Origin of the sequence: Halomonas profundus (assembly GCF_020865425.1) — a bacterium.
GTDB classification, from domain to species: Bacteria; Pseudomonadota; Gammaproteobacteria; order Pseudomonadales; family Halomonadaceae; genus Vreelandella; species Vreelandella titanicae.
This window is the reverse complement of the sequence record NZ_CP086344.1, coordinates 2,476,064-2,494,038: the sequence shown is the minus strand read 5'-3', so window position 1 is coordinate 2,494,038 and position 17,975 is coordinate 2,476,064. Positions and strand designations below refer to the sequence as shown.

16 protein-coding genes and 4 tRNA genes are annotated in these 17,975 nt (G+C 54.6%); 5 read left to right on the top strand and 15 right to left on the bottom strand.

Annotated features, from left to right (window positions below; translation table 11 throughout):
• Positions 1-67 precede the first annotated feature (67 nt).
• From LMS44_RS11200 to LMS44_RS11180, 5 genes are all read right to left on the bottom strand, one after another.
• On the bottom strand, positions 68-1,573 hold the full coding sequence (locus LMS44_RS11200) for a fumarate hydratase (protein WP_022523498.1): 1,506 nt from the start codon (positions 1,571-1,573) through the stop codon (positions 68-70).
• Between the two features lie 190 nt (positions 1,574-1,763).
• Positions 1,764-2,585 (bottom strand): endonuclease VIII, encoded by an 822-nt coding sequence (gene nei / locus LMS44_RS11195; protein ID WP_476489343.1) that lies wholly within the window; start codon positions 2,583-2,585, stop codon positions 1,764-1,766.
• A gap of 4 nt (positions 2,586-2,589) precedes the next feature.
• Positions 2,590-4,614 carry an excinuclease ABC subunit UvrB gene (uvrB, locus tag LMS44_RS11190; protein WP_009286682.1) on the bottom strand — a complete coding sequence of 675 codons (2,025 nt, stop codon included), beginning with the start codon at positions 4,612-4,614 and terminating at the stop codon, positions 2,590-2,592.
• Positions 4,615-4,638: 24 nt separating this feature from the next.
• On the bottom strand, positions 4,639-5,046 hold the full coding sequence (locus LMS44_RS11185) for an OsmC family protein (protein WP_022523500.1): 408 nt from the start codon (positions 5,044-5,046) through the stop codon (positions 4,639-4,641).
• The gene (locus tag LMS44_RS11180) at positions 5,046-5,243 is read right to left on the bottom strand and encodes a hypothetical protein (RefSeq protein ID WP_007114205.1); all 198 of its coding nucleotides are present in this window, start codon (positions 5,241-5,243) and stop codon (positions 5,046-5,048) included. Before LMS44_RS11180 ends, LMS44_RS11185 begins: the two co-directional genes overlap by 1 nt.
• 176 nt (positions 5,244-5,419) lie before the next feature.
• On the opposite strand from LMS44_RS11180, the gene ygfZ reads away from it, so the two are divergent.
• On the top strand, positions 5,420-6,391 hold the full coding sequence (ygfZ, locus tag LMS44_RS11175; protein WP_009286681.1) for a CAF17-like 4Fe-4S cluster assembly/insertion protein YgfZ: 972 nt from the start codon (positions 5,420-5,422) through the stop codon (positions 6,389-6,391).
• A 7-nt stretch (positions 6,392-6,398) separates the two neighbouring features.
• Here ygfZ and LMS44_RS11170 read toward each other — a convergent pair whose 3' ends face one another.
• The 4 genes from LMS44_RS11170 to LMS44_RS11155 form a co-directional block, all read right to left on the bottom strand.
• A complete protein-coding gene (locus LMS44_RS11170) occupies positions 6,399-7,166 on the bottom strand; it encodes a TatD family hydrolase (protein WP_027959408.1) in 768 nt (255 codons plus the stop codon).
• A 22-nt stretch (positions 7,167-7,188) separates the two neighbouring features.
• Positions 7,189-8,778 (bottom strand): peptide chain release factor 3, encoded by a 1,590-nt coding sequence (locus tag LMS44_RS11165; RefSeq protein ID WP_009286679.1) that lies wholly within the window; start codon positions 8,776-8,778, stop codon positions 7,189-7,191.
• 238 nt (positions 8,779-9,016) lie between these two features.
• Entirely contained in the window at positions 9,017-9,226 is a 210-nt protein-coding gene (locus LMS44_RS11160) for a putative motility protein (protein WP_022523503.1), read from the bottom strand.
• A 140-nt stretch (positions 9,227-9,366) separates the two neighbouring features.
• A complete protein-coding gene (locus LMS44_RS11155; protein WP_009286678.1) occupies positions 9,367-10,608 on the bottom strand; it encodes an NAD(P)/FAD-dependent oxidoreductase in 1,242 nt (413 codons plus the stop codon).
• A 313-nt stretch (positions 10,609-10,921) separates the two neighbouring features.
• On the opposite strand from LMS44_RS11155, the gene LMS44_RS11150 reads away from it, so the two are divergent.
• Both LMS44_RS11150 and LMS44_RS11145 read left to right on the top strand, forming a co-directional pair.
• Complete coding sequence (locus LMS44_RS11150; RefSeq protein ID WP_476489342.1) at positions 10,922-12,658, top strand: ammonium transporter; 1,737 nt, start codon at positions 10,922-10,924, stop codon at positions 12,656-12,658.
• Entirely contained in the window at positions 12,624-14,306 is a 1,683-nt protein-coding gene (locus LMS44_RS11145) for a diguanylate cyclase family protein (RefSeq protein WP_498947274.1), read from the top strand. The genes LMS44_RS11150 and LMS44_RS11145 overlap by 35 nt, the downstream gene beginning before the upstream one ends.
• Before the next feature lie 123 nt (positions 14,307-14,429).
• Here LMS44_RS11145 and LMS44_RS11140 read toward each other — a convergent pair.
• The 5 genes from LMS44_RS11140 to LMS44_RS11120 form a co-directional block, all read right to left on the bottom strand.
• Positions 14,430-14,504, bottom strand: a tRNA-His gene (locus LMS44_RS11140).
• Between the two features lie 34 nt (positions 14,505-14,538).
• Positions 14,539-14,613, bottom strand: a tRNA-His gene (locus tag LMS44_RS11135).
• A gap of 76 nt (positions 14,614-14,689) precedes the next feature.
• Positions 14,690-14,766 (bottom strand) — tRNA-Arg (locus LMS44_RS11130).
• Positions 14,767-14,858: 92 nt separating this feature from the next.
• A tRNA-Pro gene (locus LMS44_RS11125) sits at positions 14,859-14,935 on the bottom strand.
• Between the two features lie 36 nt (positions 14,936-14,971).
• Positions 14,972-15,130: a hypothetical protein gene (locus tag LMS44_RS11120; RefSeq protein WP_022523505.1), complete on the bottom strand. Its 159-nt coding sequence runs from the start codon at positions 15,128-15,130 to the stop codon at positions 14,972-14,974.
• A gap of 14 nt (positions 15,131-15,144) precedes the next feature.
• On the opposite strand from LMS44_RS11120, the gene folD reads away from it, so the two are divergent.
• Both folD and mtnN read left to right on the top strand, forming a co-directional pair.
• Positions 15,145-16,017: a bifunctional methylenetetrahydrofolate dehydrogenase/methenyltetrahydrofolate cyclohydrolase FolD gene (gene folD, locus LMS44_RS11115; RefSeq protein ID WP_009286677.1), complete on the top strand. Its 873-nt coding sequence runs from the start codon at positions 15,145-15,147 to the stop codon at positions 16,015-16,017.
• A 38-nt stretch (positions 16,018-16,055) separates the two neighbouring features.
• Positions 16,056-16,763 (top strand): 5'-methylthioadenosine/S-adenosylhomocysteine nucleosidase, encoded by a 708-nt coding sequence (mtnN, locus tag LMS44_RS11110; protein WP_022523506.1) that lies wholly within the window; start codon positions 16,056-16,058, stop codon positions 16,761-16,763.
• Positions 16,764-16,832: 69 nt separating this feature from the next.
• On the opposite strand, the gene pyrC is transcribed toward mtnN, so the two are convergent.
• The gene (pyrC, locus tag LMS44_RS11105) at positions 16,833-17,870 is read right to left on the bottom strand and encodes a dihydroorotase (protein ID WP_022523507.1); all 1,038 of its coding nucleotides are present in this window, start codon (positions 17,868-17,870) and stop codon (positions 16,833-16,835) included.
• Positions 17,871-17,975: the final 105 nt, after the last annotated feature.

Genomic DNA, 17,975 nt, shown 5'->3' with positions numbered 1-17,975 from the left:
ATAGAACAAGGCCTCGCCGTCAGCGAGGCCCTTATGCGTCTAAAGCCTAATCAACCTTACCACTCCATTACGCCGATTGGGCAATAATCTCTTTCCACTTCGCAGGCCCGGTTTGATGTACCGATGTGCCCAGGCTATCAACGGCGACGGTCACCGGCATATCTTCAACCTCAAACTCATAGATTGCTTCCATACCTAGGTCTTCGAAGCCCACTACCCGCGATTTTTTAATCGCTTGAGCGACCAGATAAGCCGACCCACCGACCGCCATTAAGTACACCGCTTCATTGTCACGGATAGCATCAATAGCGGCTTGGCCACGCTCTGCTTTGCCGACCATGCCTAACAGGCCAGTCTCTTCCAGCATAGTGCGGGTAAATTTATCCATCCGCGTGGCGGTAGTTGGGCCAGCGGGGCCAACGACTTCGTCACCAATGGGATCAACCGGGCCCACGTAGTAGATAAAGCGACCTTTCATATCCACGGGCAGCGGCTCGCCTTTGGCCAGCATATCGACCATGCGCTTATGAGCAGCATCGCGCCCCGTGAGCAGCTTACCGTTCAACAGCAGCGTATCACCAGGCTGCCAGGTTTTAACCTCCTCAGGCGTCACCGTATCAAGATTGACACGTTTGACGTTTTCACCCGCCTCGCGAGTGATTTCCGGCCAATCCTCAAGCTTCGGCGGCTCAAGTACCGCGGGGCCAGAGCCGTCAAGCGTGAAATGGGCATGACGGGTCGCCGCGCAGTTGGGAATAATCGCGACGGGCTTGTTGGCCGCATGGGTTGGATAGTCTTTGACTTTAATATCCAGCACGGTGGTTAAGCCGCCTAACCCCTGGGCACCGATACCGCTCTTGTTGACCTTGTCAAACAGTTCTAAACGCAGCTCTTCGGCACGGTTGCTGGGGCCACGGGCCTGTAGATCCTGAATATTGATAGGATCGAGTAGCGCTTCTTTGGCAATCAGCATGGCCTTTTCGGCGGTGCCGCCGATGCCAATCCCCAGCATCCCGGGTGGACACCAGCCAGCGCCCATCTTCGGAAGCTGCTCCATCACCCAATCAACCACACTGTCGGAGGGATTCAGCATGGCGAACTTGGATTTTGCTTCGCTACCACCGCCCTTCGCCGCTACGTGAATATCGACCGTATCGCCGGGCACAATCGAGTGGTGAATAATCGCCGGGGTGTTGTCTTTGGTATTGGCACGCTTGCCGTCGGGATCCGCCAGCACCGAGGCGCGCAGGATATTATCGGGGAGCAAATAAGCGCGACGAACACCTTCGTTAATCATGTCGTCCAGGCTCATGTCCGCTTCCCAGGTAACGTTCATGCCCACGTGAACGAATACGGTGACGATGCCAGTGTCCTGACAGATTGGACGGTGCCCGGTGGCGCACATGCGTGAGTTAATCAAAATCTGTGCGATGGCGTCTTTGGCGGCAGGGTTCTCTTCGCGCTCATAGGCGGCGGCCATGGCGTCGATGAAATCTTTAGGATGGTAGTAAGAGATGTACTGCAGAGCATCGGCAACGCTTTGAATAACGTCGTCCTGGCGAATCACGGTCATGGACTAATAGCTCCTAGGTTATCGTCTAGTCAGCGGCTTCCCCTCCGCGCCCGCGGAGGTGCCGTCTTAGCGTGCTACCAGTATACCGTATTGGCACTTACGCAGCAGCAATCCCTGGCACCTATCTGACTACTATGGTTAGGGCTTTAGTCGATGGTATCTCTTAAGCAAGATAACGGTATAACCCTACTCACGCCGACTGACAATATGGGCATAAATAAAGCCTGCGCGCCCCGACCCTTTTGCGCTCGATCACCGTTCCACAGCGGTGGCACTCTAGCCCTGCTCGCTCGAAAACCGCAAAACGCCACTGCCTGCGCGGCTCACCCGCTGCTTTAGCCTGAGCAATCCAGGCCTCACAATTAGTAACACCTGCGGCTTGGTAGGCTTGCCGGGTAACATCAATGATGCAGTCAGCCAGAGTTTGCTGCTGTTCTGGGGTTAAATCCACCGGTCGAGCGCTTGGCGGAAGCTGGGAGAAAAACAGTATTTCAGAGCGCAAATAGTTGCCCAGCCCGGCGACCAACCCCTGATCGAGCAGCAGTGCCCCCAGGCTGCGTTTATGAAACTGCTTTAAATTCAGCCGCTGCTGCACATCGGAGGGAGCCACGTCTTGACTCAGTAGATCAGGGCCCAAGCGGGCTAAGAAAGGGTGTTCGGTGAGATGTTCTGCGTGCCAGAGGGAAATATCGGAGGCGCTATAGAGGCTGGCGCAGTGCCCTTCTGCGCTCAATTGAACCCGCAGCGCTCGCTTGGTATTAGGCGGCTTATCCTCGCTATGCAGCTTCCAAACACCATAAAGTTGGTTGTGGGAATAAAGCACGCGCTGATCGGCAAACCGGACCAGCATTGCTTTACCCCAGGTATCTACTCGGGCAACCCGAACACCAATAAATGAGGCTGCCTGCTCGGCAAGTTCTGGAAAGGCGAACCAGGCATCGTCGATCACCCGTCCACCTATCTGCTGCTCGATACGATCCGCCGCGCGGCGAATTTCTGGGCCTTCTGGCATACCGCTAGCCCAGCGCCAGCTGTTTGTCTTTCATTTGATGGAGCTGGTCGCGAAGCCGAGCCGCCTCTTCGAACTCCAGATTTTGTGCTGCCTCAAACATGGCGTCTTCGAGCTTGCTGATGGCGCCCAACAGATCATGCTTGCTCATCGTGGTGACATCATACTCGGCGGCGCTTTCCGCCACCTTGCGCTCATTACCACGCCGACGGCTGTTCTTCTTGCCCGGCGCCTGGGCGGCTTCAAGGATATCGGCCACTGAGCGGGTAACCGTTGTTGGCGTAATACCGTGTTCTAGGTTGTGTTCGGTCTGCTTGGCGCGACGACGCTCGGTTTCATCAATCGCCTTGCGCATCGAGTCAGTAATCCGATCACCGTAAAGAATCGCCTTGCCGTGGGCGTTACGGGCAGCACGGCCAATGGTCTGTATCAGCGAGCGCTCGGCACGCAGAAAGCCCTCTTTATCGGCGTCGAGAATTGCCACCAACGATACTTCGGGAATATCCAGGCCTTCACGTAGCAGGTTGATGCCCACTAACACATCAAACTTGCCCAGGCGTAAGTCACGAATAATCTCAACCCGCTCGACGGTGTCGATATCCGAATGTAAATAGCGCACTCGAATGCCGTGCTCGTCAAAATACTCGGTCAGGTCTTCCGCCATACGCTTGGTTAGCGTGGTCACCAGCACCCGCTCACCTACTGCAGTGCGCAGTCCAATTTCCGATAGCAGATCGTCTACTTGGGTACTGGCCGGACGCACTTCAATTTCAGGATCCAGCAGCCCGGTGGGACGCACCACCTGCTCAACGGTCTGGCTAGCGTGTTCGCCCTCATAGCGGCCTGGAGTGGCGGAAACAAAGATGGTTTGTGGTGAAATGGCCTCCCACTCTTCAAACTTCATGGGCCGGTTATCCAACGCCGAAGGCAACCGGAAACCATACTCGACCAGGGTCTCTTTACGCGAACGGTCGCCTTTGTACATACCACCTACCTGGGGCACGCTGACGTGGGACTCGTCGATAAATAGCAGTGCGTCATCGGGCAGGTAATCAAAGAAAGTAGGCGGTGGCTCGCCGGGGGCACGCCCAGAGAGGTAGCGGGAGTAGTTTTCGATACCGTTGCAGTAACCCAGCTCCAGCATCATCTCAATATCGTAAAGTGTGCGCTGCTCAAGACGCTGTGCTTCTACCAGCCGTTCATGCTTACGCATCCACTCCAGTCGCTCTTTGAGCTCCTCTTTAATGGCATCAATGGCGCCCAGAATCGTTTCCCGGGGGGTGACGTAGTGCGATTTTGGATAGATAGTCATCCTTGGCACCTCCCCGCGGACAGCGCCAGTGAGCGGATCAAACAGTCGGATAGTGTCGATTTCGCTGTCAAACAGCTCTACCCGCACCGCCTCCTCGTCAGAGTCGGCAGGAAAGATATCGATCACATCGCCGCGCACCCGGTAAGTACCGCGGCGGAAATCCATATCATTACGAGTGTACTGAAGCTCGGCCAAGCGCCGCAGGAAAGCGCGCTGGTCAATCAACTCGCCGCGAGTGAAGTGCAGACGCATCTTTAAGTATTGGTCGGGGTCACCCAAGCCGTAAATCGCTGACACTGATACCACAATCAGCGCATCGCGCCTTTCTAGCAGTGCCTTGGTGGCCGAAAGCCGCATCTGCTCGATATGGTCGTTTATCGAGGCATCTTTCTCGATAAAGGTATCCGAGGAAGGCACATAGGCTTCCGGCTGGTAGTAGTCGTAGTAGGAGACGAAATACTCTACGGCGTTATCCGGGAAAAACGCCTTGAATTCGCCATACAACTGGGCAGCCAGGGTCTTGTTCGGCGCCATCACGATGGTCGGGCGCTGCTGCTGTTCCACCACATTGGCCATGGTGAAGGTTTTGCCCGACCCGGTCACGCCAAGCAGCGTTTGGTGAGCAAGCCCAGATTCCAGGCCACTAATCAGCCCTTTAATAGCAGCAGGCTGGTCGCCAGCGGGCTGAAATTTTGACTGCAATCGAAAGGCTTTGCTCATCGGTGCTCCTATAAAAGATATAATTTAAACTAACCGGGTGGCGATCTCGACCGTAGACTGGGTCATCAGGCGTTGAATCGGGCAGCGGTGGCTAATATCTTCCAGCCGGGCGCGCTGTTCGGGGTCTTCAATACCGTGCAGTGTTAATGCCACGTCTAGCTTGTAGATGCCCTTTTTTTCCTGACTATCGTCCCGCTGCACGGTGACGGTAATGCCCTCAAGCGGCCACTCTTTACGCTTGGCGTACATCTGCACGGTAACCGCCTTGCAGGTACCCAGAGCAATATCGAAATAGTCGTGGGGATCAGGGGCACTGCCCTCGCCACCTACTATCGGTGGCACATCGGCATATAGATCTTCCAAACCATTGACTTCAACTCGCTGCCTAAAGACATGGTTGCGTTCACTGATCACGGTAATGGGAGGGTGCATTAGGATACCTTTACGCCTAGCTTGAGTTTTTCAATGGCATTAATCAGCGTCTCGCGTTTTGCCCGGCCGTCCACATCGGCACCATGGCGCCCCACTTCGGCACTATCAACGCCATCAAGCATCATGAGTGCAGTGGTGATTTTGTTCACCTGATCGACCGATTTAACACCCTGGAATGTCAACGACTGCTGTGCCATAGCGTTTCCCTACCTGTTGCCCTGTGCAAAACTGATACAAGAGAAAGAGTCTAGCACGCTAATGGTGCCTTGCAATCAGTGACGACTGCCCACACCTAATAGCATTCAAGGCACTTTTACTTTTACGTACTGAATGCATCACTATCGAACGCTTTCCCACTTTTGCAGGAGTTTTTATGGCGACCGTTACCGCTAGCACCCCCGCCCTTGGCAGCGTCCGCCTTAACCACTTAGCCGCGCTGGATGTGAAGGGGGCGGATGCAGAAAAGTTCCTACAGGGCCAGACCAGCGCCCAAGTCAGCTTGGCCGACGGGCACTTTGCGCCGCTCACCTGTTTCTGCACGCCTAAGGGCCGCATGCTGGCCAACGCCCAGCTAATGCGCTTGGGCGAAGAGCATTATCGGCTACTGCTCAGTAATACCCTATTGGATAGCCTAGAGAGTCATCTTAAAAAATTCGCCGCTTTTTACCGTGCTGAACTAACCAGCCAACGCGACCTAGTATTCATTGGTGCCAGCGATGAGGCCCAATCGCTTGCGAATCAGCTGGGCCTGACGCTAGCTGATCAAGTAGGCACCCATACTAGCAACGATCAGGCCTGCGCAATCCGCTACCCTGGTGAGACACCGCGCTGGCTATTGTGTTTCGCAAACGACAGCAAGGTCGATTTAGCGTCGGCTCAGGATGACCAAGCGGGCCGTAACGCTTGGCAGCTTGAGGATATTCGTAGCGGTTTGGCGTGGCTAACCGATACCCAACAGGATCACTTCCTGCCCCAAATGCTGAACTGGGAAGCGCTGGGCGGCATTAGCTTTAAAAAAGGCTGTTACACCGGCCAGGAAGTCGTCGCCCGAGCACACTTCCGGGGTCAGGTGAAAAAGCGCTTGATGCGTATTAGCTTAGAAGCCGACTCACTGCCCGCAGCAGGTGCTAGCGTGGTTAATAGTGACGATAAAGCGGTAGGTGAAGTGGTGGTCAGTGCGTTTAATCATCAAGGCGGCGTCGAATTACTGGCAGTCATGAGCACCAAAGTCGCCGAAGAAACTATGCAACTTTATTTAGATGGGGTGCCAGCGACACTTCTCACGTTACCCTATACGATTGAACGCGTTGACCCTGAACAGCTGGCAGTTAGCCTTAACGGCTAGGCTTATTCTAGGTTGAAGGCAAGCCAAACAGCGTCGCGGCGGTATTACTGCTCTGAGCTGCGACCTGCTCCTCTGTTTGCCCGCGCAGTGCGGCAACAACGCTGCATACCTCAGCCACTCGACATGGCTCATTACGCATGCCCTGGTAGCCGCTAAGCGGCATATCGGGGCTGTCGGTTTCCAGCACAAAGGCATCGTCAGGCAGTCCCTCAACGGTTCGCCGTAACCGCCTGGCGCGTTCATAGGTGACTGCGCCGCCCAACCCCAGCTTGAAGCCCAGATCGAGAAACTTGGTTGCTTGCTCAATGGAGCCTGAGAAGGCGTGAATCAGCCCTGCCTCTGGAAGCGCAAGCTGGCGTAGGCGCTTGGCGACCTTATCGTTGGCGTGGACACAGTGCACCACTACCGGCAGAGAATGCTGTTTCGCTAGCTTCAGCTGGACATCAAAGTAGTGCCACTGCGCTTCAAGCGTGTCGGTAAAGCGACCATCAATACCGCACTCGCCCACTGCTACTATCTCAGGGTGCTCAGCGAGCAAATGATCAAGCGCGTTGATATCCGACGCTTGATGCTCATCGACAAAGTAAGGGTGCAAGCCCAAGCATACCGACGTATCCGGCCGCTCGCCGAGCGCCAGCACCTGCTGCCAGCGCGAACGGGTCGTCCCCGGTACCACAAAGTGCACGACACCCACTGCCTTAGCGGACTCGAACACCTCAGCCCGATCATCATCGAACTGGGTAAAATCGAGATGGCAATGAGCATCTATCAGCATGGGAACGCCTGACATATAGGGATTAGTGCTCGCGGGTAGGCTGGAAGCGAATATCCGGCCAACGCTCCTGAGTCATCTGCAGGTTCACCCGGGTAGGCGCAATGTAGGTGAGATAACCACCGCCATCGATCGCCAGGTTGGCGCTGGCCTTGCGCTTGAACTCTTCCAGCTTTTTGGCATCTTCACAGTAGACCCAGCGAGCTGTCTGGACATTGACACCTTCATAGAGGCAGTCGACCTTGTACTCCTCCTTGAGACGGTGGGCGACCACATCGAACTGCAGGGTACCTACGGCGCCGAGAATCAGATCGTTGTTGTCCATCGGCATAAAGACCTGGGTAGCCCCCTCTTCGGAAAGCTGCTGCAAGCCTTTTTGTAGCGCCTTCATCTTAAGTGGATCTTTAAGCCGTACGCGCTTAAATAGCTCGGGGGCAAAGTGGGGTATGCCGGTAAAGCGCATATCTTCGCCCACGGTAAAGGTATCGCCGATCTGAATCGTGCCGTGATTATGCAGGCCAATAATATCGCCGGGCCAAGCCTCTTCTACCTGGGAGCGGTCGGAGGCCATAAAGGTCAAGGCGTCGGCAATTTTAACGTCCTTGCCGATACGCACATGGCGCATCTTCATGTTCTTTTCGTACTTACCCGAGCAGACGCGCAAAAAAGCGATGCGGTCGCGGTGGTTGGGATCCATATTGGCCTGGATTTTAAACACGAAGCCGGTGAAACGCTCATCATCAGATGTAACTACCCGAGTATCGGTTTCGTGGGCCTTGGGCGGCGGTGCGTACTCGACAAAGCCATCCATCATCTCGCGCACCCCAAAGTTACCCATGGCGGTACCGAAATAGACCGGCGAAAGCTCACCCCGGCGATAAGCCTCCAGATCAAATTCATGGGAGGCGCCACGCACAAGTTCTACTTCCATACGCAGCTCTTCGGCCTGATCTTCCCCAAGCACAGCATCCACTTCGGGATTATCCAAACCCTCAATGCGCTTATCCTCGGGAATGCGGCTACCCTGCCCCTGGGTATAAAGATGAATCACGTCGTTATAAAGGTGATAAACGCCCTTAAAGTGGCGACCCATGCCAATCGGCCAGGTCATCGGCGCACACTGGATATTGAGTACCGTTTCAACTTCATCCATCACCTCAATGGGATCACGGATATCGCGATCCATTTTGTTGATGAAAGTGAGAATCGGCGTGGTGCGCAGACGACACACTTCCATCAATTTAATGGTGCGATCCTCAACACCTTTGGCGCCGTCGATCACCATCAAGGCAGAATCAACCGCCGTGAGCGTACGGTAGGTATCTTCAGAGAAGTCTTCGTGACCCGGTGTATCCAGCAGATTGACGATGCGGCCGCCGTAGGGGAACTGCATCACCGAGGTCGTTACCGAGATCCCCCGCTCCTGCTCCATCTTCATCCAGTCTGACGTTGCATGGCGATCGTTACGCTTGCTCTTCACCGAGCCGGCTAACTGGATGGCATTCCCAAATAGCAGCATTTTTTCGGTAATGGTGGTTTTACCGGCGTCGGGGTGCGAAATAATAGCGAATGTCCTGCGAAGCTCGGCTTCACGGGCTAATTGAGTCTCTTTCATTGTGCCTCTTCAAATATAGGGTCTCATTCGCAGCACTCACTCAGCAGCTTTCGCTAACTGGCCACCGCGCGTTGAGCCATGTCCATTGCGACAATTGTAACGCTTGGAGGCGGCTGTTGTCGCGGGTGGCGTCAAATGTGACGCTCTTGAAAAAGGCCAAAAAAAACGCTGAACAAGTCAGCGTTTTAATCTTACAAAGTGGCACAAGGCCGATGTTAACCACCACCAAAGCCGGGGGCTAGGCGAAGGTATTTACCTGCGTACCTAGGGTGCCCTCTTTAGCTAGATCTGGCTGCGCGCCAGTATCGGCAGAGGCCATTATTTCAGTTACTTGATCAGCTTGCGTATCCAAAGCTTCTTTGAAAACCTGCATTTGAGCCTGTTCGGCGGTTTGCGCCTGATTCATATACAGCGATGCACTGACTGAACTGCTGATGCCTACATCCATATATCCACCTCATGGTGTGCAAATGTACTTATAAACTAGCAAAGCATTAGATCACGCGCAAAGATACCGTCTCTATTACTGGTGCTAGCGTCTATTACTATCGGCCTAACTCGCCTGATCATTAATAAATAAAGCGCTAGTTAGAACCTATCAGCACGAAATGGTGCCATATCGATGGCCGTGGGCTGCCCCTCCATCATATCCGCCATTAGATGACCGGTGGCGGGCCCCAGAGTGAACCCCTGATGGCCATGGCCAAAGGCAAGCCACAACCCTGGATGCCTTGGCGCAGGCCCAATCACTGGCTTCATATCGGGCAAACAGGGGCGCGCGCCTTTCCAAGGGGCGTCATCGCGTCGCTCGCCCAAGGGGAACACGCTGCGTGCCACTTTCTCGGCGGCGCCCAGTTGATTGACATCAGCAGGCGCATCCAAGCGATCAAGCTCAGCGCCGGTAGTCAAGCGAACCCCTGCGTTCATCGGCGCCAGCAGGTAGCCCACCTCGGCATCCATAACCCAGAAATTTAGCTTGGCTGGCGCTTGAGGCGCGTAATGCATGTGGTAGCCACGTTTTACAAAGGTAGGAAAGTGGTAGCCCAATTCTTTTAGCCAGCTTCCCGCCCAGGGCCCTAGCGCCACGACGACGTCATCTACTTCTAACGCTTCAGCAGCGGTATTGACCTGCCAGCGATCACCCATTTGCTGAACCGACTTGATATCCGACTGCAAAATACGCCCGCCATCATTACTAAACGCTTGGGCGTAAGCCGCGACCAACCCACCTGGATCAGCAACCGTCCAGGGATCAAGCCAGTGAATTGCGCCGATAATGGTGTCACTCAAAGAGGGCTCTTTCTGCGCAAGAGCCGCCTTATCCAGTTGCTCAAACTGCACGCCATAAAGGCGCCGTGCTTCTTCGGCCTCGGTTATCCGCGCAGCAAGTTTTTCAGGCGTGCGATATAGCTCAAGCCATCCCTGCCTGCGCACCAAGTGCTCAGCGCCTGCGGCTTCAATCATCGGGCCGTGGGTTTTTAGCGAAAGCTGAATCAGTGAGGCGTATTCCGGCACGATTTTCTGGTAAGTCTTCGGCGCTGAGTTCATCCAGTAGCGCAATAGCGGGGAGGCGGCGTTGACCATACCCGCGGGGCGGTAACGAATATCTACCCGACGGTTAGGTAAAACGCTGAGGAGCGTTTTAACGTCGCGGGGAAAAGGGTAAGGCCTTACCGCTTCCCGCTGAATGATACCCGCATTGCCAAACGAGGTTTCGCGGCCAGGCTGAAGGCGATCTACCAGGGTCACCTCATGCCCACGCTGGCGCAGATGCCAGGCAATGCTGACACCGACCATGCCTGCTCCCAAAACTACCGTTTGACGCGCCATCTTGATGCACTCCCTTTTCAGCGTTTATGAACCACAATTGAAGATCTATAACTAATTGAAAAATATCACCAATCAATGCGCATTAACACAGTAGAAAACGCTATTTTATTTCTAAAAATCAGTAATTAATGCTGCCATTAGCGTTAAAAAGGATGACTTCACTATTAGCGGCATAACAATTGCTTAGTTTCTATTAGGAAACCTGAATAGCAGTCAGTTAGCACCGGTGCAACGGTTCCCCCTCCTTCCGCTTAAAACAAACAAAGCACCAAAAAGAAGCGCACTTGCACCAAAAGATACTAAGGAAAACACCATGCCTACCACGCTAAATTTGGACAGCTCGTTGCTCGATATGCTCTGGGTGCTCTGGGCCGCTGCTCTGGTATTTGTGATGCAAGCTGGCTTTCTCTGCCTGGAAGCGGGCACTACGCGCACCAAGAATGCTATCAACGTCGCTATGAAAAACGTAGCGGACTTTGCCATTGCCGTCAGTATTTTTTGGTTAGTCGGTTTTGGTCTCATGTTTGGCGACTCTCACCACGGCTTAATCGGCACAACGCTGTTTGGTTGGCAATTAGAAGCCTCCAGCCACTGGGTGATTACCGTTTTTATTTTCCAAGCAATGTTCTGCGCCACCGCCGCTACCATTGTGTCGGGCGCAGTGGCAGAACGTATGCCCTTTTTAGCCTATACCTGGACGGCCCTCTGGATAGCCTTGGTTATCTATCCGGTTTTTGGGCATTGGGCATGGAGCGGGCTTTTGGATGGCGCGGAAGGCTGGTTAGGGGCGCTAGGGTTTGTCGACTTTGCGGGCTCCACGGTCGTACATAGCGTAGGCGGTTGGGTCGCCCTGGCAGCGGTACTGTGTATTGGGCCACGCAGCGGACGCTTCAGCCACGGTAAACCACCTACTGCCTTCCCTTCAGGCAACTTACCCCTCGCCATGTTAGGCGCACTGTTTATGATCTTAGGCTGGTTTGGCTTTAACGGCGGTAGCACCCTGGCCGTTACCGAGCAAATACCCAGCATAATAGCCAATACTGTTTTGGGCGCCGTCGGCGGCATCCTTTCGGGCATGCTGATGGGGCTACGCACTCGGCGCTACGCCGACGTTATGTATGCGATTAATGGCGCCATTGCGGGCTTGGTCGCCGTCACCGCCAGCGCTCATGTGATCTCCTTATCGGCGGCATTTGGGCTGGGTGCGGTTAGTGGCGTACTGATGGTACTGACCAGCGAATGGCTGATAAGCAAACATATTGATGATGCAGTCAGCGCCATACCCTCGCACCTCGTCGCGGGCGTATGGGGTACGCTAGCACTGCCCTGGGTCGCTGACTTAACACTGATGGATAGTGGCTTGTCGCGATCCGCTCAGTTTGGCGTTCAGTTGATCGGTGTTGTGGTGTGCGGCGTTTGGAGCTTTGGCAGCGCCTGGCTACTGTTCCGCATTACCCGGCGCTTCCTGCCCATACGCGTCTCACCTGAAGCAGAAAAGATGGGCCTCAATCTCGCCGAGCATGGCGCCAAAAATGAGTTGAACCAACTGCTTGAGCATATGCGCCAGCATGAACAGCAGGGTGATATGCGCCAGCGAATTGACGCCGACCCGTTTACCGAAGTGGGCGAAATAGCGGCGAGCTATAATCGCGTAACTGCTGCCCTTGAAAGCGCCGTTGGACATACCCGCGTGATGCTTCGCAATCTCCGCGATGGCGTGATTACCTGGCAGGCAGACGGCACCCTGACCAGCCTTAACCCTGGAGCGGAGCAACTCTTCGAGGTCGACGCCAAACAGATTATTGGCCAACCTGTCTCGCAGCTATTGCCAACCCGCTCCCTCAGCCCCGGAGCACGCCATGAAATTAAACGCCGCTGCGCAGATATGCAGGTGCGCCACCTGGAAATACAAGTCAGCGAAGGAGCCAGCGGTTCCGCGTCAGAGCGCTCAGGGATGGTGCGCGATATTACCGAGCGCAAACAGCTGCAGGAGCAGTTAAACCGCGAACGCGACCTTGCTTGCCCGTACTACCCTGGCATCGATCGGTGATGGCGTTATTACCTGCGACGCTAGTGGCAACGTAACGTTTATCAATGCGGAAGCTAAGCGCTTGACCGGATGGACACTCGAAGAGGCCATGGATAAACCCATTTACGTGGTGTATCAACTACTCGATGAAGCCAGTGGCCAACCGCTAAACAACCCGGCCCGGCAAGTGCTCACTCAACTAACTCCGGTGCACTCCACCGAGCACTGCCTACTGGTCAGTCGTGATCACTCGCATACCCCCATCCAACACAGCGCTTCACCAATACGTTCGCGCAGCGGCATTACCTTAGGTGCAGTGGTCGTTTTTCAGGATGTTAGCCTCACTCGCCAGTTGACCGAACAGCTGAGCTATCAGGTCAGCCATGACAACCTGACCGACCTGCTCAACCGCCGCGCCTTCGAATCAGCACTGACTGCGCTACTTAATCGCGACGATGGCCACCATGTGCTGTGTTACCTGGATCTCGATCAGTTCAAAATCGTCAATGACACCTGCGGCCATCTCGCTGGAGATGAGCTGCTGCGCCAATTGGCGTTAAAATTTAAAGACCATGTGCGCAGCAGCGATATCGCCGCCCGCCTGGGTGGCGATGAATTCGCTTTGTTGCTACCCGATTGCGGTATAGAGCGAGCATTGACGATTGCGGAAGCGTTACGCTGCGATATTGAGCAGTATCGTTTTTCTTGGCAGGGCCATACCTTTGGTATCGGCGTAAGCATTGGTTTGGTTGAACTCAACGCCGCTCAGCCCATGCAGTTGAGCCAGGCTCTCCACGCCTCTGACGCTGCGTGCTACGCCGCGAAAGAGGCAGGCCGCAATCGCATCCACTGCTATCAGCCTGACGATCATGCATTACTGGAGAAACACGGCGAACTGCAGTGGGTACAACGCTTGCAAAATGGCTTGGATAACGACACCTTCCGTCTTTTCGCCCAACCCATTGCAGCCATTTGCGCCACTGGCCCTGGCTACCGGGAAATCCTGCTGCGACTTGAAGAGCATGGAGAGATCATCGCGCCAGGTAGCTTTCTACCCGCTGCCGAGCGTTATCACTTTATGGAGCGCATTGACCGCTGGGTGATTCGTAACACCCTAGCCTGGCTAGGGGATCAAAACCGCCATGCGACGCTGCCACCTCACAGCTTATGGGGGATCAATCTTTCAGGTGCGTCGCTTTCCGATGCGGATTTTTGTCACGACCTTATTACTCAGGTCGCCATGGCAGGCCTGCCCCACGGCACGCTCTGCTTTGAAATTACCGAAAGCACCGCCATTGCCCAACTCTCAAGCGTGAGTGAAATAATTGTCACCCTTAAAGAGTACGGCTGTCGCTTTGCACTGGATGACTTTGGTACCGGCCTCTCCTCTTTTAGTTATTTGAAGCAGTTGCCCGTCGATTATTTGAAAATTGACGGTAATTTTATCCGCAATGTGCATCAGGATCCGATTGATCGGGCGATGGTTGAGGCGATTCATGCCGTCGGCAAGGCGTTAGGAATTGAAACCATTGCTGAATTTGTGGAAACCCAGGCAACGCTGGATATTTTGCACCACATGGGAATCAACTACGCGCAGGGGTATTTGCTGGGCAGGCCTGAGCCGCTCACCCATATGGCGGGTAACCGCATTAAGGTGATGCCGCGCTAGCTACAATAAAGGAGGAGTCTAAAAGCCAGAAACACAAAAACCCCAGTTAAGGGCATACTCTCTAAAAGAAGGGGTAAACTAAAAGGAAATTAAAAATAGCAGAAGCGATATATGCTGGGGTAATGGGGTGGATGATGGGACTTGAACCCACGACCACCGGAGTCACAATCCGGGGCTCTACCACTGAGCTACACCCACCACAACCTAAAACTGGAAACGCAAATATTGTCACTGGGGTGGATGATGGGATTTGAACCCACGACCACCGGAGTCACAATCCGGGGCTCTACCCCTGAGCTACACCCACCAAAGACAATCTTACGTAGAACAAATAGCATGCGCTTGAAGATATGATTCTGACAGGTTGTTACCACTGAATTAGGTGGCACGCCCAGCAGGAATCGAACCCGCAACCTACGGCTTAGAAGGCCGTTGCTCTATCCGGTTGAGCTATGGGCGCACATATAGTATTCATATAATACGAATACCGATGAGCACTAGACCACAACTGCAGCTTGGAAAAGCAAACTACTACCTTTCATGCTAAGTGATTGGTCGGGATGGAGGGATTCGAACCCCCGACATCCTGCTCCCAAAGCAGGCGCGCTACCAGACTGCGCTACATCCCGATTTTTATCACCTTAGACGCTACCGTGCTGCCCGTCTCAAGCGAGGCATATATTACTATTTTTAATTTTAAAGTCAACCATTAAAGTGATTGTTCGTGAAGGCGCTTTGCCTGGATGCTCCAGCGTGCGAAAATTACCGCCTTTAAAGCGCTGTGGCTTGAGCGCTTTAATGCCTAGGCTATTTTTAACATTCACAGGGACTCCATTACATGACCGCCCAACTAATCGATGGCAAAGCCATCGCTGCTACTGTCCGCCAACAGGTTGCCGAAAAGATCGCTGCACGCCGTCAAACCGGCGGACGGGCACCGGGACTAGCCGTGGTTGTGGTCGGGGACGATCCCGCCTCTCATGTGTATGTCAGCAATAAGCACCGCGCCTGCGAACAAGCTGGCATTCTCTCCTTTCAGCATGCCCTACCCGCTACAACCTCACAGCATGAACTGGAAGCCCTGGTTGATCAGCTCAACAGCGACCCGACCGTTGATGGCATCTTGGTTCAACTGCCACTGCCCAAGCATCTCGATGCCGAGCCCATTTTAGAGCGTATTCTGCCTGGCAAAGACGTCGATGGGTTTCACCCCTACAACATTGGCCGCTTAGCGCAGCGTATGCCCGCCCTACGCCCCTGCACGCCGAAAGGAATCATGACCCTACTGGCACAGAGCGATATTGCGCTACGCGGCTTAGATGCCACCGTTGTGGGCGCCTCTAACATTGTAGGCCGCCCTATGGCGCTGGAGCTGATGCTGGCAGGCTGTACCACCACCGTATGTCACCGTTTTACCCGCAACCTTGAAGATCACGTAAGCCGAGCCGACATCCTGGTCGTGGCCGTCGGCAAGCCGGGTATCGTGAAAGGCGAATGGATTAAGCCGGGCGCTATCGTGATCGACGTAGGCATCAATCGTCAGGAGGATGGCACGTTAAAAGGCGATCTTGATTTTGCCACCGCCGCCGAACGCGCCAGCTTTATCACCCCCGTACCTGGCGGCGTGGGGCCGATGACCGTAGCTACTCTGCTGGAAAATACCCTTGAAGCCGCCGAGAAGCACGATTTAGCTCCCCTAGAGCACGCCTGAGTTAAACAACACCACTTTTAATGTAGGAGCATGGCGCAGTGAAGCGTATTGGTATTATTGGCGCAATGGCGCAGGAAGTGAGCACCTTGGTGAGTCAGTTGGACAATCCCCAACGCTACGAGCACGCGGGTTTTGTCTTCCATACCGGCACGCGTTACGGCCTTGAGGTCATTGTGCTGCAGTCAGGGATTGGTAAGGTCAATGCCGCAGTAGGCACGGCTATTTTATTAGAGCGCCATCAGCCCGATGCCATTATCAATACCGGTTCCGCCGGTGGCTTTGCCGCCGATTTAGCCATTGGCGATGTAATCATTTCAGACGAAGTACGCCATCACGACGTCGACGCCGTGGTATTTGGCTACGAGATAGGCCAAGTGCCGGGAATGCCCGCCGCCTACTTGGCCGACAAATCGCTGCGAGAAGTGGCGCGTAATGCCATCGTCTCGTTAGGTGAAGTCCAGGTACGCGAAGGCTTGATCGCTACCGGTGACGCCTTTATGGCTGACCCTGCAAGGGTAGACGCTACCCGTGCCCAGTTCCCTAGCATGCTTGCGGTAGAGATGGAGGGCGCAGCCATTGCTCAAACGTGCCACCTCTACCAGTGCCCCTTCGTGGTGATCCGCGCGCTCTCTGACATTCCTGGCAGTGGCGACAACCACCTCTCCTTCGATGAATTTCTGGAAGTGGCCGCCGACCACTCATCGCGCATGGTTGACCAAATGCTTAAGCAACTTGGCAACGTCTAACAGGGCTTACTAAGCGCTTGGAGCCGTCGACCGTTAAAGCGTCGACGGCGCTTGTTAAGACCTGGCTTGTTAAGACCTAACCGCCCAGTTAAGCGTCTCCCCCGCCAGCAATGGAATAATGTTCTCTCCCTGAGCGTAAGGATAACTCTCCGGCAGTGTCCAACCCCGTCGCTCTAGCGTAATGGTGTCTGCGTTAGCCGATAACCCATAAAAACGCGGCCCATTCAGGCTGGCGAAGGCTTCCAACTTATCCAGGGCACCCATTTCATCGAAGGCGGTGGCGTAAAGCTCAATGGCCACGGGGGCAGTATAGGCACCGGCACAGCCGCAGCTTGACTCTTTAGCCCCCTGGGAGTGGGGCGCGCTATCGGTGCCCAAAAAGAACTTATGGCTACCGCTGGTGGCTGCTTTAAGCAGCGCCTGGCGATGCTGCTCACGCTTTAGAATGGGCAGGCAGTAGTAGTGAGGACGAATCCCACCCACCAGCATCTTATTGCGGTTAAAAAGCAGGTGATGCGCAGTAATGGTGGCGGCCACATTATCCGGTGCCTGGGCAACAAACTCTGCGGCTTGCTGGGTGGTGATATGCTCACACACTACTCTCAGCGCCGGATGGCGTTCCAGCAGCGGTTTTAGCACTGTTTCAATAAACACCGCTTCGCGATCAAAAATATCGATCTCAGCATGGGTGACTTCACCATGCACCAAAAGTGGCATGCCAACCTTAGCCATCATTTCGATAGTGGCGTCACAGTGGGCCAAATCGGTCACCCCTGAATCGGAGTTAGTCGTGGCACCCGCCGGGTAAAGCTTCACCGCTTTGACAATGCCACTTTGTGCCGCGCGCTCGATCTCTTCCGGTGGAGTTGTATCGGTGAGATAGAGCACCATTAAGGGCTCGAAGGTACTGCCCGCTGGCAAGGCAGCAAGAATACGCTGACGATACTCAAGCGCCTGAGCCGTAGTGGTAACCGGCGGGGTGAGATTGGGCATAATGATCGCCCGCCCCATCTGCGCTGCGGTATGGCCTACCACCGCGTTGAGCGCCTCATCGTCGCGCAAGTGAAGGTGCCAGTCATCGGGGCGGGTCAGTGTTACAGTGTCCACGGCATGTCCTGTAGTGGTGTTAAGTCGGGTAAAATACGCCATGTACAGTATACGCAATTGCGCGATGGGATAAATCCGCTCCTCAAGTGCCCACACCCCAGCCCA

What these genes read in the sequence shown, in the direction of transcription:
- LMS44_RS11200 (WP_022523498.1), bottom strand. Translation starts at nt 1,573, where the DNA reads ATGACCGTGATTCGCCAGGACGACGTTATTCAAAGCGTTGCCGATGCT.
- nei (WP_476489343.1), bottom strand. Translation starts at nt 2,585, where the DNA reads ATGCCAGAAGGCCCAGAAATTCGCCGCGCGGCGGATCGTATCGAGCAG.
- uvrB (WP_009286682.1), bottom strand. Translation starts at nt 4,614, where the DNA reads ATGAGCAAAGCCTTTCGATTGCAGTCAAAATTTCAGCCCGCTGGCGAC.
- LMS44_RS11185 (WP_022523500.1), bottom strand. Translation starts at nt 5,046, where the DNA reads ATGCACCCTCCCATTACCGTGATCAGTGAACGCAACCATGTCTTTAGG.
- LMS44_RS11180 (WP_007114205.1), bottom strand. Translation starts at nt 5,243, where the DNA reads ATGGCACAGCAGTCGTTGACATTCCAGGGTGTTAAATCGGTCGATCAG.
- ygfZ (WP_009286681.1), top strand. Translation starts at nt 5,420, where the DNA reads ATGGCGACCGTTACCGCTAGCACCCCCGCCCTTGGCAGCGTCCGCCTT.
- LMS44_RS11170 (WP_027959408.1), bottom strand. Translation starts at nt 7,166, where the DNA reads ATGCTGATAGATGCTCATTGCCATCTCGATTTTACCCAGTTCGATGAT.
- LMS44_RS11165 (WP_009286679.1), bottom strand. Translation starts at nt 8,778, where the DNA reads ATGAAAGAGACTCAATTAGCCCGTGAAGCCGAGCTTCGCAGGACATTC.
- LMS44_RS11160 (WP_022523503.1), bottom strand. Translation starts at nt 9,226, where the DNA reads ATGGATGTAGGCATCAGCAGTTCAGTCAGTGCATCGCTGTATATGAAT.
- LMS44_RS11155 (WP_009286678.1), bottom strand. Translation starts at nt 10,608, where the DNA reads ATGGCGCGTCAAACGGTAGTTTTGGGAGCAGGCATGGTCGGTGTCAGC.
- LMS44_RS11150 (WP_476489342.1), top strand. Translation starts at nt 10,922, where the DNA reads ATGCCTACCACGCTAAATTTGGACAGCTCGTTGCTCGATATGCTCTGG.
- folD (WP_009286677.1), top strand. Translation starts at nt 15,145, where the DNA reads ATGACCGCCCAACTAATCGATGGCAAAGCCATCGCTGCTACTGTCCGC.